Source organism: Streptomyces sp. R302 (genome assembly GCF_012927245.1).
Taxonomy (GTDB): Bacteria; Actinomycetota; Actinomycetes; order Streptomycetales; family Streptomycetaceae; genus Streptomyces.
In genome coordinates this window covers 1,013,511-1,029,127 of sequence record NZ_JABBGE010000001.1, presented here as the reverse complement: position 1 = coordinate 1,029,127, position 15,617 = coordinate 1,013,511, and the positions used below count along the sequence as shown (strand labels likewise).

The window sequence follows — 15,617 nt, the reverse complement described above, 5'->3', positions numbered from 1 at the left end:
TTACAGCGCGCCCTTCGTGGAGGGGAGGATTCCGGCGGCGCGCGGGTCGCGCTCGGAGGCGTAGCGCAGGGCCCGGGCGAGCGCCTTGAACTGGCACTCCACGATGTGGTGGGCGTTGCGGCCGTAGGGCACGTGCACGTGCAGCGCGATCTGCGCCTGGGCCACGAAGGACTCCAGGATGTGGCGCGTCATGGTGGTGTCGTACGAGCCGATCATCGGCGCCATGTTCTCCGGCTCGGTGTGCACCAGGTAGGGGCGGCCGGAGAGGTCGACGGTGACCTGGGCGAGGGACTCGTCCAGCGGGACCGTGCAGTTGCCGAAGCGGTAGATGCCGACCTTGTCGCCGAGGGCCTGCTTGAAGGCGGCGCCCAGGGCGAGGGCGGTGTCCTCGATGGTGTGGTGGGAGTCGATGTGGAGGTCGCCGTCGGTCTTGACCGTGAGGTCGAAGAGGCCGTGGCGGCCGAGCTGGTCGAGCATGTGGTCGTAGAAGCCGACCCCGGTCGACACGTCGACCTTCCCGGTGCCGTCGAGGTCTATCTCGACGACGACGGACGTCTCCTTGGTGGTGCGCTCCACGCGGCCTACGCGGCTCATGCGTTCTGCTCCTTCTTCAGCTCACGAACCGCGTCGAGGAACGCGTCGTTCTCTTCGGGGGTGCCGGCGGTGACCCGCAGCCAGCCGGGTACGCCGTTGTCACGGACCAGGACGCCCCGGTCGAGGATCCTCCGCCACGCCTCCTGCGTGTCGGGGAACCGTCCGAACTGGACGAAGTTGGCGTCGGACTCGGTGACCTCGTAGCCGGCCGCGCGCAGCTCGGCGACGAGGCGGTCGCGCTCGGCCTTGAGCTGCTCGACGTACCCGAGGAGGGTGTCGGTGTGCTCCAGGGCGGCGAGCGCGGTGGCCTGGGTGACGGCGGAGAGGTGGTACGGCAGCCGGACCAGCTGCACGGCGTCGACGACGGCGGGGTGGGCGGCGAGGTAGCCGAGGCGGAGTCCGGCGGCGCCGAAGGCCTTGGACATGGTCCGGGAGACCACCAGGTGCGGCCGGCCCTCCAGGAGCGGCAGCAGCGAGGCGCGGTGGCTGAACTCCACGTACGCCTCGTCCACCACGACCAGGGAGGGCTTCGCGGCCTGGGCGGCCTCGTACAGCCGCTCCACGACGGCGGCCTCGACGGCAGTGCCGGTGGGGTTGTTGGGCGAGGTGACGAAGACGACGTCGGGCCGGTGCTCGGCGATCGCGGCCTCGGCGGCCTCGACGTCGATGGTGAAGTCCTCGCGCCGGGGCCCGGAGATCCAGCCGGTGCCGGTGCCGCGGGCGATCAGGGAGTGCATCGAGTACGAGGGCTCGAAGCCGATCGCGGTGCGGCCCGGGCCGCCGAAGGTCTGGAGGAGCTGCTGGAGGACCTCGTTGGAGCCGTTGGCGGCCCAGACGTTCCCGACGGCGACCGGGTGGCCCCCGGTGCGGGTGAGGTAGCGGGCGAGCTCGGTGCGGAGCTCCACCGCGTCCCGGTCGGGGTAGCGGTTGAGGTTCCGGGCGGCCTCGGCGACCCGCTCCGCGATCCGGGCCACCAGGGGCTCGGGCAGCGGGTAGGGGTTCTCGTTGGTGTTCAGCTGGACGGGCACGTCGAGCTGCGGGGCGCCGTAGGGCGACTTGCCCTTGAGCTCCTCGCGGATCGGCAGGTCGTCGATCCCGATCTTGTCGTACGCGTTCACTTGTTCTCGGGCACCTTCCAGCCGAACCTGGCCTTGATCGCCGCGCCGTGGGCCGGGAGGTCCTCGGCCTCGGCGAGGGTGACCACGTGGTGGGCCACGTCGGCGAGCGCGTCGCGCGTGTAGTCCACGATGTGCACCCCGCGCAGGAAGGACTGCACGGAGAGGCCCGAGGAGTGGCAGGCGCAGCCGCCGGTGGGCAGGACGTGGTTGGAGCCGGCGCAGTAGTCGCCGAGGGAGACCGGCGCCCAGGGGCCGACGAAGATCGCGCCCGCGTTGCGGACCCGGTCGGCGAGGGCGGCGGCGTCGGCGGTCTGGATCTCCAGGTGTTCGGCGCCGTAGGCGTCGACGACCTTGAGGCCGTCCTCCAGGTCGGTGACGAGGACGAGCGCGGACTGCTTGCCGGCCAGCGCCGGGGCGATCCGGTCGTCGACGTGCTTGGAGGCGGCGACCTGGGTCTTCAGCTCGGCCTCGACGGCCTCGGCGAGCGCCTCGGAGTCGGTGACGAGGACCGAGGCGGCCATCGGGTCGTGCTCGGCCTGGCTGATCAGGTCGGCGGCGACGTGCGCCGGGTCGGCGGTGGCGTCGGCGAGGACCGCGATCTCCGTCGGGCCGGCCTCGGCGTCGATGCCGATGCGGCCCTTGAGGAGGCGCTTGGCGGCGGCGACGTAGATGTTGCCGGGGCCGGTGACCAGGTCGACGGGGGCGCAGCCGGGCTCGTCGGCGGTGCCGTCGGTGCCGTAGGCGAACATGGCGATGGCCTGGGCGCCGCCGGCGGCGTACACCTCGTCGACGCCGAGGAGGGCGCAGGCGGCGAGGATCGTCGGGTGCGGCAGGCCGCCGAACTCCCTCTGCGGCGGGGAGGCCACGGCGAGGCCCGCGACGCCGGCCTCCTGGGCCGGGACGACGTTCATCACGACGGAGGACGGGTAGACGGCCCGGCCGCCCGGCACGTACAGGCCGACGCGGTCGACGGGGATCCACTTCTCGGTGACCGTGCCGCCGGGCACGACCTGGGTGGTGTGGGTGGTGCGGCGCTGGTCGCGGTGGACCAGGCGGGCGCGCCGGATCGACTCCTCCAGGGCCGCGCGGACGGCCGGGTCGAGCTCGTCGAGGGCGCGGGCGATCGCCTCGGCGGGGACGCGGAGGCCCGGGACCCGCACGCCGTCGAATTTCTCCCCGTACTCGATCACCGCCGCCGCGCCATGATGCCGTACGTCCTCGCAGATGGGCCGCACCGTCTCCAGGGCGGCTTCCACGTCGAACTCGGCACGGGGCAGCAGGTCGCGCAGGGCGGAACCCTCGGGGAGGGCCTCGCCGCGCAGATCGATTCGAGAGATCACGGGTCAATTCTCTCAGACGGCCCACGGCGCCGGACTCCCGTATCACTGGCTGATACACGGCTTGCCGCGCGTCGATACGCGCCACTGTGGCGTCTCCTCGCCACTCCTGACCGTTAGCGTTCAGCCCGTCACAGTGCGGGAAGAACGACTGTACGAATCCACCACACCCGGTGAGCGGAGTGGTGGGAGCGCATCGGGGAGAGCGAGGGGGCGGCAGTGACCGAGCCGCACGAGGACGGGATGCCGGAGGGTCTCACGGGTCCGGAGCGGGCCGTGTGGCAGGCGTTCCGGATCGGCAGGACCTGCGATCTGACGGAGGGGGTGCCGGAGCGGGACGACCCGTTCGGGGAGGCGGTGTGGGGGCCGGAGCGGAGCGTGCGCGCCGACGTGCTGGCGGCGCTGCTGCTCGGCGACCCGACGGCCCGGCCGGGCCGGGTGGCCGCGCTGAAGCTGCGCGGGGTGCGGATCACCGGCGTGCTCGACCTGGCGGGCGGCGCCATAGGGCCGTACGTGGAGCTGCACGGCTGCCGTTTCGACGACGAGGTGCTGCTGCCCGAGGCCCGGTTCGGCACGCTGCGGCTCGTCGGCTGCGCGCTCCCCCGCCTGGAGGCGGCCCGGCTGCACACGGAGGGCGACCTCCATCTGCCGCGCTGCCGGGTGCGGCGCGGCATCCGGCTGACGGACGCGCAGGTCGGCACGGACCTGCTGCTCAACCAGATCCAGGTGTGGCCGGACGGCCGCGGCCGGGCGATCACGGCGGACGGCCTGTCGGTGGCGCAGGACCTCCAGGCCGAGCTGATCGAGACGCACGGCGAGGTCAGCCTGCGCGGGGCGAAGATCGGGGTCTCGCTCAGCCTGCGGGGCAGCGTGCTGCGCGGCGACCGGGGCCGCCGCGCGCTGAACGCCCCGCAGCTGACGGTGGAGCGGACGCTGTATCTGAACGCCGCCTGGGTGTACGAGGGCGACGGCCCGTCCACGGCGACCCCGCCGTACGGCGTGACGCCGCTCCAGGACGCCCGCCGCAAGCCTGCCGAGTTCCACGGCGGGGTGCGGCTCGACGACGGGCGGTTCGGGGACGCGGTGGACCTCAACCACGCCCGCTTCCTGCTGAGCGGGGCCCGCCGGGAGGAGCTGTCGCTGCGCCGGATCATCACCCCGGAGCTGAGGTTCAACGGCGAGCGGCCGGAGGAGGGCCGGGTGGTGCTGAACGGCGCGAAGGTGGTGACGCTGATCGACCTGTCGACCAGCTGGCCGGGCCCCGGCGGCCTCGCGATGAGCGGCTTCGTCTACGAGAACCTCGTGCCGTACGGCCACTTCCCGCTGGCCCGGCGGATCGCCTGGGTGGCGGCGGCGACCCCGGAGTACGCCCCGGAGCCGTACGAACGGCTCGCGGCCGTGCTGCGGGCCAGCGGGGAGGACGCCGACGCCCGGGAGGTGCTCCTCGCCAAGCAGCGGCGCAGACGGGAGACGCTCCCGGTCGCCGGGAAGCTGTGGGGGTACGTCCAGGACTGGACGGTGGCGTACGGCTACCGGCCGGGCCGGGCCGCGCTGTGGATGGCGGTGCTGTGGGCGGCCGGCACGCTCGCCTTCTCCCGGTACGACCCGGTGCCGATCAAGGAGGGCGAGGGCCCGGCGTGGAACGGCACGCTGTACGCCCTGGACCTGCTGCTCCCGGTGATCGCCCTCGGCCAGGACGGCTACTGGAAGCTGGAGGGCGGCTGGCAGTGGACGGCGGCCGCGCTGATCCTGCTCGGCTGGATCCTCGCCACCACGGTGGCGGCGGGCGCGACCCGGCTGCTCAGCAGGGGGTGAGCCGCTCCCCCGGCCGGCGGCGTGGCGGGTGGTGCGGCGGGTGGTGCGGTGGACGGCCGCGCCACCGGCGTGACGGCCAGGGGGAGAGGGGGTGTGATCCGGGTGAAGGCGGGGGCGGACGGCGGGCCTCCGCCCTCGCCCGGTGGGAAGATGCGAGCCGACATGTCCTTCTTCCGCGCCCTGGTCGGCACCGCCCGCTCGGCCCGGCACGCCCCGCGTCTCGCCGCCGGGCTGACGCCGGACGACGACGTGCTGCTGGACGCCCCCGACGGGCGGCTCTCCCCCGCCCTGGTCGCCGCCGCGCTCGGTGACCCGGAGCCCGCGGCGAAGCTGCTCGCGACCACCCGGGACGCCGCCGAGTGGGAGGACCGGGACCGCTACGTGGGCCGGCTCGCCACCTTCGCGTACAGCCGGGGCGAGTGGCTGGACCGGTGGCGGGAGGCCGCGCCGCGGGACCCCGACGCGCTCCTCGTGGCCGCGCAGCTCGCGGTGCGCCGGGCCTGGGAGTCGCCGGCCCGGGCCGAGCGGCTGCGCGAGCTCGCCCCCCTGCTGCGGCCGCTCACCGAGGAGGCCGGGCGCGATCCGGTGCCGTGGCGGCTCGCCCTCGACCACGCGCGCGGCGCGCACGCCGGGCACGCGGTCTTCGAGGGGCTGTGGGCGCAGGCGCTGCTCCGCTCCCCGCACCACTACGGCTGCCATGTCGCCGCCCTGAAGTACCTGTCGGCGCAGTGGTACGGCTCGCAGCGGGCCGCCTTCGACTTCGCGGAGCAGGCCGCCGACGACGCGGCCCCCGGCTCGCTGGTAGGGGCGCTGCCGGTGCGCGCCGCCTACGAGGCGCTGCGCCCGCTGCCGGGCCCGTACCGGGACCGGTCGACGAGGCCGGGCACCGCACCGGCGGGACCGGCACCGGCGGGCACGGGTGCGGACCTCGCGCGGATCGACCGGGCCGCGGACCGGGGCCTGGCGCTGTCGGCCGCCTTCGACGCGGGCGACCCGTGGCCCGCGCAGGGGCGGAACCTGCTGGCGTACGTGCTGGTGGAGCGGGAGCGGTGGGAGGAGGCGCTGGCCGAGTTCGGCCGCACGGGGGCGTACGCCACCTCCTTCCCGTGGGCGGTCGGCGGGCACGATCCGCTGCGGCGGTTCCTCGCCACCCGGGACCGGACGCGGGCGGAGCTGGCGCGCCGGACGCCGCTGTGGGGACGGGCTCGCACAATCCCCGGACGGAGCGGTCCGCGCGGCCATTAGGCTTGGCCGCTGTGACCTCCGCTCGCCTGCCCCTCTTCCCGCTCAACGCGGTGCTGTTCCCGGGCCTCGTGCTGCCTCTCAACGTCTTCGAGGAGCGATATCGCGCCATGATGCGCACGCTCCTGGAGATCGACGACTCCGAGCCGCGCCGGTTCGCCGTGGTGGCGATCCGGGACGGGTCCGAGGTCGCGAGGACCGCGCCCGGGATGCCGGACCCGACGGCCCTGCCCGAGAAGGGCCCGGCGGCCGGCTTCGGACCGGACCCGATCAAGAGCTTCCACCCGGTGGGGTGCGTCGCGGACGCGGCGAGCATCCGGCAGCGCGGGGACGGCTCGTACGAGGTGATGGTCACCGGCACCACCCGGGTGCGGCTGCGCTCGGTGGACGCGAGCGGCCCCTTCCTGACGGCCGAGACCGAGGAACTGCCGGAGGACCCCGGCAAGGAGGCGGAGGCGCTGGCCGAGGGCGTGCTGCGGGCCTTCCGCTCCTACCAGAAGCGGCTGGCGGGGGCGCGGGAGCGGTCGCTGACGACCATGGAGCTGCCCGACGACCCCTCGGTGGTGTCCTATCTGGTCGCAGCGGCGGCCATGGTGGACGTGCCGACGAAGCAGCGGCTCCTGGAGGCGCCGGACACCACGGTCCGGCTGCGCGAGGAGCTGGCGCTGCTGCGGGCGGAGACAGCGGTGCTGCGCCACCTGCCGTCGCTGCCGGCGGTGGAGCTGACGCAGGCGCCGACCCACCCGAACTGACGGACCACCCGAACTGACGGACCGAGGAACCGAGGACGCCCCGTGGCGAAGAAGAAGCAGAAGAACGCCGGAGGCACCCCGGCGACGGTGGCACTGGCCGCAGCCGGGACGGCGTACACCCTGCACGCCTACGAGCACGACCCGGCGACCCCCTCGTACGGCGAGGAGGCGGCGGAGGCCCTCGGCGTCACGCCCGACCGGGTCTTCAAGACGCTGGTGGCGGACGTCGACGGGGAGCTGACGGTGGCGGTGGTGCCGGTCGCCGGCCAGCTGGACCTGAAGGCCCTCGCGACGGCGGTCGGCGGCAAGCGGGCGGCGATGGCCGACCCGGCGGCGGCCGAGCGGACCACCGGCTACGTCCGCGGCGGGATCTCCCCGCTCGGGCAGCGCAAGCGGCTGCGTACGGTGCTCGACTCCTCGGCGTCGGGCCACGCGACGATCTGCGTCTCGGCCGGCCGGCGGGGCCTGGAGGTCGAGCTCTCCCCCGCCGACCTGGCCGCGCTCACCTCTGCGGTGCTCGCCCCGATCGGCCGCGGCTGACGGCTGACCCCCGGTCAGTGCCGGTACGCGTCCCAGGGGCCCTGTTCCGGGTCGCGGGGGCCGAAGACCCCGGTCAGGAGCAGGTGGACGACCGTCGCGGCGAGCGGCCAGGCCAGCATCGCCGCGGCGCCCATCTGGAGCTTCAGCGGGGCGTCGAAGACCACGTTCGGACCGACGGCCTTGGCGTGCGCGATGACGTCGGCGGTCGGCCCCAGCTTCGTCCCCAGCCACCAGGCGAGCAGCGAACCGAGGACGCCGCCGACCGCCAGGCCGAGGACGAGCGGCACCCCGCCCTTGCGGCGGACCAGGAAGACGACGAGCCCGGCGAGCGCGCCGAAGGCGAGCGCGAGGAGGACGAAGGTGCCGTCGGCGCCGATCGCGGCCTCCCCCTCGGAGTTCCGCAGATAGACGCCCTCCCCGTCGGAGATCAGCCGCACGGTGGGGGCCAGCCAGACCCAGAGCGCGCCGAGCACCGCTCCGGCGACCGCGGAGGCGGCCGTCACCACCAGTCCCTGGACGACCTCGGCCGCCGTGATCGGGTCACCGGCCGGCCCCTCGTGCGGCGGGGGCGGAGGCCACCCGGAATCGTGCGGCGGCTGCTGGGAGGGCGTCAGGGGTGCGGTCACCCCGCCATGGTGCCAGGTGTCCCCGCGGGCCGCCTCAGCGGACCGCGGCCCTGCGGTACGCCCAGGTCGCGAGGGCCAGCGACAGCACGCCGACGACCCCGCAGACGGCGAGGTCGAGGGCGACGGCGGCCCAGTCCGGGCGCGGGTCGAAGGCACGGGCCAGGGCCTCGACGCCGTAGGTGGACGGCAGCAGGTCCCGCGCCCAGGCGATCGGCTCCGGCATCCGCTCGGCCGGCAGCACCCCGAGGAGGAGGGCGGCGGACATGCCGAGCTGGCCGAGGAGGGTGGCCAGTTCCTGGCGGGGGGCGAGCAGCCCGAGGGCGGCGCCGAGACCGGAGAGGGCGGCGCCGGAGAGCGGCACGACGGCGGCGAGCAGCCACAGGTGGCCGAGCGGCAGGCCGAAGAGGACGGCGCCGGTGACGGCGGTGACGAGCGTGCCGGGGACGGTGAAGGAGGCGTACGCGCCGGCGGCGCCGAGCACCACGGCGGCGGGCGGCACGGGCAGGGTGGCGTAGTGGTCGAGGCCGCCGTCGGCGCGGAGCCGCCCGAAGTACTGGGCGAGCAGGTTGAGGGCGACGAAGGCGACGACGAGGACGGTGGAGCCGGCCACGACGGCGCGGGCCTCCGAGCCGCCGTCGACGACCCCCCGCATCATGATCATGATGCCGATGGACTGGAAGGTGGCGACGAAGAGCAGCGGGATGCGGGCCACCCGGGCGCGGCTGAGCTGCGCCCGGTAGACGGCGGCGAGGGAGGGCAGCAGCCGGGCGGGCGGGGCGAGGGGCGCGGCCTCCTCGGCGCCCTGGACCCGGGCGGCCTTCACGCCGGCCGGCAGGGCCTCGGCGGGCAGGGTGCTCAACGCGGACAGCTCCTGGGGGTGACGTGCGGCAGGTGGGGGGTCGCGCCGGGGGTGGGAGGGGTGGCGACCGTGCGGGTGCTCACGCTGGTGCTCGCGCGGGTGCTCATGCCTTCACCAGTCCTTCGCGGGCGGCGCCGCCGAGGGCGAGGTAGACGTCCTCCAGGCTGGGCGTGGCGAGGGTGAAGTCGTCGAGGGCCGCGAAGGCGGCGCCGCCGGTGACGGTGGCGACGGCGGCGCGGGCGGCATCGGGGGCGAGGCGGAGGACCCAGCGGCGGCCGGACTCCTGGGCGAGCGCGCGCAGGGCGGCGACCTCGGGGAGGTGGAGCGGGGCGGACTCGCGCCACAGGAGCTCGACGCGGACCTCGTCGGCGACGCGTTCCTTCAGGCCGGCGGGGGTGTCGCAGGCGATCACCCGGCCGCGGTCGAGGACGGCGACCCGGTCGAGGACGGTCTCGGCCTCGATGACGTTGTGGGTGACGAGGAGGACGGTGGTGCCGTCCTCGGCGCGGCGGCGGTCGACGGCGGCCCAGACGGCGCGGCGGGCGACCGGGTCCATGCCGGTGGTGGGCTCGTCGAGGACGAGGACGGGCCGCGGCCCGACCAGGGCGGTGGCGAAGCAGGCGAGCCGGCGCTGGCCGCCGGAGAGCTTCCTCAGCGGCCGGTCGGCGAGTTCGCCGAGGCCCAGCTCGTCGAGGACGGCGTCCCGTCCGGCGCGGGCGTCGGCGGCGCTCAGGCCGCGGAGCCGGCCGGTGGTCTCGGCAGCGAGGGAGACGGTCAGCTCGTCGAGGGCGGTGGACTCCTGGCCGAGGTGGGCGAGGAGTCGGGCGGCGCGCTCGGGGTGGCGGACGAGGTCGTGGCCGAGGAGCGTGACGGAGCCGGAGTCGGGGCGCATCAGCCCGGTCAGCTGCCGGACGAGGGTGGACTTGCCCGCCCCGTTGGGCCCCAGCAGCCCGAAGATCTCGCCACCGCGCACGTCGAGGCTGATCCCGTCGGTGGCGCGCACCTCGGGACTCGCGGGCGCGCCGCGCCTGCCGCGCGTGGCGGGGTACGTCTTGACCAGATCCCGCACCACGCACACCGTACTCACGGGGGGAGAGCCTACGGGGTCGCCGGTCCCGGGGCGGGCGCGGGGGCGGTTTCGGCGGCGGCGCGGACGTCGATCTCGCGCCAGAAGCCGGCGCGGATGGCGTAGCGGTCGTGCTCGTCGATCTGGTCGTCCTTGTGGGCGAGGAGGCCGAACCGGGCGGCGTAGCGGAGCAGTTCGCCGTCGATGCGGTGCGGGATGCGGGGGTAGAGGCCGGAGAGCCGCTGGACGTGGGACTGCTCGGGGAGCCTTTCCAGCCACCGGCGGGCGAACACCTGTCCGACCTCGAAGGGGTCGCCGCCGACGGTGGTGATGTCCTCCTCGCGGTCGGCCCAGCGCTGCTCGGCGCTGGTGAGGTGGGCGAGGGTGGGCAGCGAGGCGGTCTCGGCGGGCTCGCCGAGGGCGGTCGGGGGCCGCTCGACCCAGCCCCGGTCGGAGGACCAGCGCAGCGCGCTCGCCGGCTGGGGCGCGGCGGGGTGCGGGGCGGCGGCGGGGCGCAGCCCGGCGAGGTCCTTGGGGGTGGGGACGGCCTTCCCGGCGGCGGGCGGCGGGACGGCGGCGGACCCGTGGCCGTGCTCGTGGGCGTGCCCGTGGGCCTGTTCGTGGCCGCCGGTGGAGGGGGCGGGTGCCTCGTCGGGGGCCGGGACGCCGTTCCGCGCGGCCGCGGCCTCGGCGGCGCGTTCGGCGGAGGCGAGGGCGGCCTCGGGCAGCGGCGCGGAGAGGATGGCGGCGATCTCGGGGCGGGGCACCGGCGGCGGGGCGCAGAGACCGGTGAGGTCCTTGGCGCGGACGGCCCGGGTGATCCAGCTCCGGTCGAGGACGCGGCGCTCGTCGGCCTCGGCGACCAGGTCCTCGGACTGGTTGTAGTCGCCGTCGGCGGCCTGGACGGCCCAGAGGTGGACGGCGACGCCGTGCTCCTTGGCGGACATGAGGCCGGGCAGCAGGTCGCCGTCGCCGGTGACGAGGACGATGTCGGTGCAGGCGCGGTTGCGGGCCAGCTCGGTGAGTTCGGTGTGCATGGCCGCGTCGACGCCCTTCTGCGCCCAGCGGCCGTCGCTGCGGGTCAGGGCGCCGAGCCGGACGGTGACCCGGGGCATCACGCGCAGCCTGCGGTGTTCGGGCTGGGGCACCCGGTCGGGGGCGCCGTCGAACCAGTAGATCCGCAGCAGCGGGAGGCCGGTCTCGTTCTCGGCCCGTTCCCTGAGCTGCCGGATGAGGCCCGCGTGGTCCACGGTGATGCGGGAGCGGGCCGGTTCTCCGGCGAGCAGGCTGGCGGCGGCCCCCAGCAGATAGCCGGCGTCCACCAGGACGACGCATCGGTCCACGTGCTCCACCTTCTTTCGATCTCGGCCCTGTCGGGATCTCAGGTGTTCCGGGTCCTTCGAGTCTGCCCGACGGGCCGGGGGTTGACGGCCGGAACTGGATCATCGGCGTGGCGGAGCCGCAATCCGCCTCCGCGGGGAGCGTCCTCACGCACCGTAATGATCCAACATGCGGCGGTTTCTCCCGTATGTGAGTCTGACAGCGGCCCTGGCCCCTAGATCCCTTCGAGGAGGCATCATCCCCATGGCCAAGAACCGCAATCAGAACCGTCAGAAGCAGCAGCAGTCGCCGGCCGAGCGTGGCACCCAGCAGGCGCAGCAGTCGTCGATGGAATCCCAGGCCGAGAGCCGCGCCTCCCAGGTCACCCCCGGTGACATGGCGCGGAAGGGCCGTCAGAAGCGCTTCGGCCACAACTGACGCCCGTACGACGGCAAAGGGGCGCGCCCGTGACGACGGGCGCGCCCCTTGCGCGTCTCACACGGGAGTGTCGGGATCTATCCGGCCAGACAGGACGGGCCGAGCAGCACCTTCAGGTCGCCGAAGAGGGCGGGGTCGGCCGTCACCCGGTGCCGGTCGAGGCGGAGCACGGTGGTGGAGCGGGGGCCCTGGAGCTTGATCCGCACCTCGGTGTTGCCCTTGTGGTGGCGGAGGATCTCGTCCAGTCGGCTCACCATCGGCGGAGTGACCTTGAGGGCCGGGATGGTGAGGATCACGGGGGCGTTGGTCCCGGCGTTGGAGAGGTCGGGGACCATCAGCTCCATGGCGACGAGACGGGGGACGTCCTCCCGCTTGTCGAGCCGGCCCTTGACGAAGACGACGGCGTCCTCGACGAGCTGGGTGGAGACCAGCTGGTAGGTGGCCGGGAAGAACATGCACTCGATGGAGCCGGCGAGGTCCTCGACGGTGGCGATCGCCCAGGCGTTGCCCTGCTTGGTCATCTTCCGCTGGAGGCCGGAGATGATGCCGCCGATGGTGACGACCGCGCCGTCGGAGTGCTCGCCGCCGGTGAGCTGGGAGATGCCGGCGTCGGTCTTGTCGGAGAGGACGTGCTCCAGGCCGAAGAGCGGGTGGTCGGAGACGTACAGACCGAGCATCTCGCGCTCCTGCGCGAGCAGGTAGGTCTTGTCCCACTCGTCCTCGGTGAAGGTGACGTCGAGACCGAAGCCGGGCTCGTCGCTCGTCTCGTCGCCCATGCCGCCGAAGAGGTCGAACTGTCCCTCGGCCTCCTTGCGCTTGACCGCCACCACGTTGTCGATCATGGGCTCGTGCTGGGCGACGAGGCCCTTGCGGGTGTGGCCCATGGTGTCGAAGGCGCCGGCCTTGATCAGCGACTCGATGGTCCGCTTGTTGCAGACCACGGCCTCGACCTTGTCGAGGAAGTCGGGGAAGGTGGCGTACTTCCCCTTGGCCTTGCGGCTCTTGATGATCGACTCGACGACGTTGGCGCCGACGTTCCGGACGGCGGTGAGGCCGAAGAGGATGACGTCGTCGCCCTGGGCGGCGAAGTTCGACTCCGACTCGTTCACGTTCGGCGGGAGGACCTTGATGCCCATGCGGCGGCACTCGTTGAGGTAGACCGCGGACTTGTCCTTGTCGTCCTTGACCGAGGTCAGCAGGCCCGCCATGTACTCGGCGGGGTAGTTCGCCTTCAGGTAGGCGGTCCAGTAGGAGACCAGGCCGTACGCGGCGGAGTGCGCCTTGTTGAAGGCGTAGCCGGCGAAGGGGACCAGGACGTCCCAGAGGGCCTGGATGGCCTCGTCGCTGTAGCCGTTCTTCTGGGCGCCGGCCTGGAAGATGGTGAAGTTCTTGGCCAGCTCGTCGGGCTTCTTCTTGCCCATGACGCGGCGGAGGATGTCGGCCTCGCCGAGCGAGTAGCCGGCGATGATCTGGGCGGCCTTCTGGACCTGCTCCTGGTAGACGATGAGGCCGTAGGTGACCGCGAGCACCTCTTCGAGCGGCTTCTCCAGCTCGGGGTGGATCGGGGTGATCTCCTGCTGCCCGTTCTTGCGCAGGGCGTAGTTCGTGTGCGAGTTCATGCCCATCGGGCCCGGGCGGTAGAGCGCGGACACGGCGGAGATGTCTTCGAAGTTGTCGGGCTTCATCAGGCGCAGCAGGGAGCGCATGGGGCCGCCGTCGAACTGGAAGACGCCGAGGGTGTCGCCGCGCTGGAGCAGTTCGAAGGTCTTGGGGTCGTCGAGCGGCAGGGCCAGGAGGTCGAGGTCGATCCCCTTGTTGGCCTTCACCATCTTGACGGCGTCGTCCATGATCGTGAGGTTGCGCAGGCCGAGGAAGTCCATCTTCAGCAGGCCGAGCGACTCGCACTGCGGGTAGTCCCACTGCGTGATGGTGACGCCGTCGGTGTGCCGCACCCAGATCGGGGCGTGGTCGACGATCGGCTCGCTGGACATGATCACGCCGGCGGCGTGCACGCCCATCTGGCGGACCAGGCCCTCGACGCCCTTGGCGGTGTCGATGACCTTCTTCACGTCCGGCTCGTTCTCGTACATCGCCCGGATCTCGCCCGCCTCGCCGTAGCGCGGGTGGGTCGGGTTGGTGATGCCGTCGAGGTCGATGCCCTTGCCGAGGACGTCGGCGGGCATGGCCTTGGTGAGCCGGTCACCCATGGCGTAGGGGTAGCCGAGGACGCGGGCGGAGTCCTTGATCGCGTTCTTGGCCTTGATCTTGCCGTAGGTGCCGATCATGGCGACCTTGTCGGCGCCGTACTTCTCGGTCACGTACCGGATCACCTCGACGCGCCTGCGCTCGTCGAAGTCGATGTCGACATCGGGCATGGAGATGCGCTCGGGGTTGAGGAAGCGCTCGAAGATCAGGCCGTGCGGGATGGGGTCGAGGTCGGTGATGCCCATGGCGTACGCGACGATCGAGCCGGCCGCGGAGCCTCGGCCGGGGCCCACGGCGATGCCCTGGCTCTTCGCCCACATGATGAAGTCGGCGACGACGAGGAAGTAGCCGGGGAAGCCCATCGAGATGATGGTGTCCATCTCGTACTCGACCTGCTTCATGCGGTCCTCGGGGATCCCGTTCGGGAACCGCCGGTGCATGCCCTTCATGGTCTCCGCGCGGAACCAGGTGACCTCGGTGTAGCCCTCGGGGATGTCGAACTTCGGCATGAGGTTCTTGGCCTCGAACATGCCGGTGGTGTCGATCTGCTCGGCGACCAGGAGGGTGTTGGCGCACCCCTCCTGCCAGGCGTCCGAGGAGTCGACGGCGTACATCTCGTCCGTGGACTTCAGGTAGTAGCCGGTGCCGTCGAACTTGAAGCGGTCCGGGTCGGAGAGGTTCTTGCCGGTCTGGATGCACAGCAGGGCGTCGTGGGCGGTCGCCTCGTGCGCGTAGGTGTAGTGCGAGTCGTTGGTGACCAGCGGCGGGATGCCGAGCTTCTTGCCGATCTCCAGGAGGCCGTCGCGGACCCGGCGCTCGATCTCGATGCCGTGGTCCATCAGCTCCAGGAAGTAGCGGTCCTTGCCGAAGATGTCCTGGTACTCGGAGGCCGACTTCAGGGCCTCGTCGAACTGGCCGAGGCGCAGCCGGGTCTGGAGCTCGCCGGAGGGGCAGCCGGTGGAGGCGATCAGGCCCTCGGACCACTGGGAGATGGTCTCCTTGTCCATCCGGGGCCACTTCTGGAGCCAGCCCTCGGCGTAGGCGTCGGAGGAGAGCTTGAAGAGGTTGTGCAGTCCGGTGGCGTTCGCCGCCCAGATCGTCTTGTGGGTGTAACCGCCGGAGCCGGAGACGTCGTCCCGCTTCTGGTGCGGCTGGCCCCACTGGATCTTCCGCTTGTTGCGCCGGGACTCGGGGGCCACGTACGCCTCGATGCCGATGATCGGCGTCACGCCGGCCTTCTTGGCGCTGTGGAAGAAGTCGTACGCGCCGTGCAGGTTGCCGTGGTCGGACATGGCGATGTGCGTCATGCCCATCTCGTTGCACGCGTTGAACATGTCCTTCAGCCGCGCGGCACCGTCCAGCAGGGAGTACTGGGTGTGGACGTGGAGGTGCGTGAAGGGCGGCTTGGTCACGGGGGGTGCCTCCGACGATGAACTTCTGGGGGGACAGCGTCGAAGTCTACGTCGCACGAGTGACAGGAGTCGGGCACCGGGCGGTGCCGTCACGCGTGGTGAGTCAGGGAACACCTGTCCTCATTTGTCATGACCAGTCCCGCACCGGGGGCACCTGCGATGCCTGCCCCCCGGCCCGCCCCCGCCGGGACCGGGCGACGGCGGCCGACGCGGAGGCTTCGTACGGCGCACGCGCGCGTGCCGACCACCAGATCCTCGTGGACCTCTTCCGCACCGGCCGGATTCCGGGGCGG

At 73.0% G+C, this 15,617-nt stretch carries 13 protein-coding genes; 5 read left to right on the top strand and 8 right to left on the bottom strand.

Annotation, left to right across the window (positions count from 1 at the left end):
* Genes hisB through hisD form a run of 3 tightly spaced genes read right to left on the bottom strand, consistent with a single transcriptional unit; the run spans window position 1 to window position 3,052 of the window.
* On the bottom strand, window positions 1–594 hold the full coding sequence (hisB, locus tag HHL19_RS04725; protein WP_030492957.1) for an imidazoleglycerol-phosphate dehydratase HisB: 594 nt from the start codon (window positions 592–594) through the stop codon (window positions 1–3).
* Entirely contained in the window at window positions 591–1,694 is a 1,104-nt protein-coding gene (locus HHL19_RS04720; RefSeq protein WP_169086317.1) for a histidinol-phosphate transaminase, read from the bottom strand. Before HHL19_RS04720 ends, hisB begins: the two co-directional genes overlap by 4 nt.
* Before the next feature lie 14 nt (window positions 1,695–1,708).
* Complete coding sequence (gene hisD / locus HHL19_RS04715; protein WP_169085759.1) at window positions 1,709–3,052, bottom strand: histidinol dehydrogenase; 1,344 nt, start codon at window positions 3,050–3,052, stop codon at window positions 1,709–1,711.
* A gap of 216 nt (window positions 3,053–3,268) precedes the next feature.
* Between hisD and HHL19_RS04710 the strand changes: the two genes are divergently transcribed.
* From HHL19_RS04710 to ybaK, 4 genes are all read left to right on the top strand, one after another.
* Window positions 3,269–4,864, top strand: a complete 1,596-nt coding sequence (locus HHL19_RS04710) for an oxidoreductase (protein ID WP_169085757.1) — start codon at window positions 3,269–3,271, stop codon at window positions 4,862–4,864.
* Between the two features lie 162 nt (window positions 4,865–5,026).
* Window positions 5,027–6,109 (top strand): hypothetical protein, encoded by a 1,083-nt coding sequence (locus HHL19_RS04705; RefSeq protein ID WP_240981390.1) that lies wholly within the window; start codon window positions 5,027–5,029, stop codon window positions 6,107–6,109.
* Between the two features lie 11 nt (window positions 6,110–6,120).
* Window positions 6,121–6,858 carry an LON peptidase substrate-binding domain-containing protein gene (locus tag HHL19_RS04700; RefSeq protein WP_169085753.1) on the top strand — a complete coding sequence of 246 codons (738 nt, stop codon included), beginning with the start codon at window positions 6,121–6,123 and terminating at the stop codon, window positions 6,856–6,858.
* A gap of 42 nt (window positions 6,859–6,900) precedes the next feature.
* On the top strand, window positions 6,901–7,398 hold the full coding sequence (gene ybaK, locus HHL19_RS04695) for a Cys-tRNA(Pro) deacylase (protein ID WP_169085751.1): 498 nt from the start codon (window positions 6,901–6,903) through the stop codon (window positions 7,396–7,398).
* Window positions 7,399–7,412: 14 nt separating this feature from the next.
* On the opposite strand, the gene HHL19_RS04690 is transcribed toward ybaK, so the two are convergent.
* From HHL19_RS04690 to HHL19_RS04675, 4 genes are all read right to left on the bottom strand, one after another.
* Window positions 7,413–8,024, bottom strand: coding sequence for a DUF2567 domain-containing protein (locus tag HHL19_RS04690; RefSeq protein ID WP_169085749.1), 612 nt, complete (start codon window positions 8,022–8,024; stop codon window positions 7,413–7,415).
* A 34-nt stretch (window positions 8,025–8,058) separates the two neighbouring features.
* On the bottom strand, window positions 8,059–8,847 hold the full coding sequence (locus tag HHL19_RS04685) for an ABC transporter permease (protein WP_346768266.1): 789 nt from the start codon (window positions 8,845–8,847) through the stop codon (window positions 8,059–8,061).
* A 139-nt stretch (window positions 8,848–8,986) separates the two neighbouring features.
* On the bottom strand, window positions 8,987–9,961 hold the full coding sequence (locus HHL19_RS04680) for an ABC transporter ATP-binding protein (protein WP_169086315.1): 975 nt from the start codon (window positions 9,959–9,961) through the stop codon (window positions 8,987–8,989).
* A 20-nt stretch (window positions 9,962–9,981) separates the two neighbouring features.
* Complete coding sequence (locus HHL19_RS04675; RefSeq protein WP_169085745.1) at window positions 9,982–11,301, bottom strand: NYN domain-containing protein; 1,320 nt, start codon at window positions 11,299–11,301, stop codon at window positions 9,982–9,984.
* 232 nt (window positions 11,302–11,533) lie between these two features.
* On the opposite strand from HHL19_RS04675, the gene HHL19_RS04670 reads away from it, so the two are divergent.
* Complete coding sequence (locus tag HHL19_RS04670) at window positions 11,534–11,707, top strand: hypothetical protein (protein WP_169085743.1); 174 nt, start codon at window positions 11,534–11,536, stop codon at window positions 11,705–11,707.
* A gap of 77 nt (window positions 11,708–11,784) precedes the next feature.
* On the opposite strand, the gene dnaE is transcribed toward HHL19_RS04670, so the two are convergent.
* Window positions 11,785–15,324 carry a DNA polymerase III subunit alpha gene (gene dnaE / locus HHL19_RS04665; RefSeq protein ID WP_169085741.1) on the bottom strand — a complete coding sequence of 1,180 codons (3,540 nt, stop codon included), beginning with the start codon at window positions 15,322–15,324 and terminating at the stop codon, window positions 11,785–11,787.
* Window positions 15,325–15,617 lie beyond the last annotated feature (293 nt).